Origin of the sequence: Sphingomonas populi, assembly GCF_004208535.1 — a bacterium.
In the GTDB taxonomy this organism is placed as follows: domain Bacteria; phylum Pseudomonadota; class Alphaproteobacteria; order Sphingomonadales; family Sphingomonadaceae; genus Sphingomonas; species Sphingomonas populi.
In genome coordinates, this window is record NZ_SGIS01000149.1 from 1 (window position 1) to 1,324 (window position 1,324).

Annotated in this window: 1 protein-coding gene and 1 other annotated feature; the gene reads right to left on the reverse strand. The window is 62.2% G+C overall.

All coding sequences use genetic code 11. The features are described 5' to 3' along the window. Window positions 1-42 precede the first annotated feature (42 nt). Window positions 43-1,271 (reverse strand): IS3 family transposase gene (locus tag EWE75_RS24615; RefSeq protein ID WP_130160635.1). Its coding sequence is split into 2 segments (ribosomal slippage): window positions 43-983 and window positions 983-1,271, totalling 1,230 coding nucleotides; the frame shifts between segments, so codons are not numbered across the junction. After that, window positions 874-990, reverse strand: a sequence feature (AL1L pseudoknot). Its footprint overlaps the gene before it by 117 nt. Window positions 1,272-1,324 lie beyond the last annotated feature (53 nt).

Genomic DNA, 1,324 nt, shown 5'->3' on the forward strand with positions numbered 1-1,324 from the left:
GACTGAACCGCACCGGGATCGCCGGAGGCGATTTGGTTTAAGTTACGCGGCCATCGGGATGTCGTCCAGCATGGCATAGTATCGTTGCTCGGCTTCTGCGGGAGGGATGTTGCCGATCGGCTCCAGTAACCGCCGATGGTTGAACCAGTCGACCCATTCCAGGGTGGCGAACTCGACGGCTTCGAAAGATCGCCATGGCCCCCGCCTGTGGATCACTTCGGCCTTGTAAAGGCCATTGATCGTCTCGGCCAAAGCATTGTCATAGCTGTCTCCGACGCTGCCGACAGACGGCTCGATGCCGGCTTCGGCGAGGCGTTCGGTGTATTTTATAGACACATATTGCGACCCGCGATCGCTATGGTGGACCAGGCCGCCGCGATGGACCGGTCGACGATCGTGAAGCGCCTGCTCGAGCGCATCCAACACAAAGCTGGCATGCGCCGTTCGGCTGACGCGCCAGCCCACGATATAGCGGGCGTAGACGTCGATCACGAACGCGACATAGACGAACCCGCCCCAGGTCGAGACGTAGGTGAAGTCCGACACCCACAGCCGGTTCGGCGCTGGCGCGTGGAATTGGCGGTTGACGTGATCCAGCGGGCAAGGTGCCGCCTTGTCGCTGATCGTGGTGCGCACCGGCTTGCCACGGATCACCCCGTGCAAACCCATATCGCGCATCAGTCGCTCGACTGTGCAGCGGGCTATGGTGAACCCTTCACGGTTCATCTGCCGCCAGACCTTGCGCACGCCGTAGACCGCAAAGTTCTCAGCAAACACGCGCGCGATCTCCGGCTTGAGCGCCACGTCGCGTCTTGCCCGCGCCGACAGGCGCAACGGATCTCGTCGCTGCGCGACATGCTTGTGGTAGGTGGAAGGGGCGATCGGCAGGACGTTGCAGATCGGCTCGACCCCATGAACGGCACGCTGATCGTCGATAAACGCGATCATCGCTTGAACGGGCGGTCGAGCTCCGCCTGCGCAAAATATGCGGACGCCTTACGAAGAATCTCGTTGGCCTGCCGCAGCTCGCGGACCTCGCGTTCCAGCGCCTTCAGCTTGTCTGCCGTATCGGTCGGCACGCCAGCGCGCTTGCCGCTGTCGACCTCGACCTTCTTCACCCACTCGTGAAGCGTCTGCGGTGCGCAGCCGATCTTGTCGGCAACCGACACCACGGCCGACCAGCGCGATGGATAGTCGCCTTCGTGATCCAATATCATCCGAACCGCACGGGCGCGAACCTCGGGTGAAAACTTGTTCGTTGTCTTGCTCATATCGGCTCCGCCTTCTCAGGAGTTGGAGCCTCCGACAATCCCGGGGCGGTTCA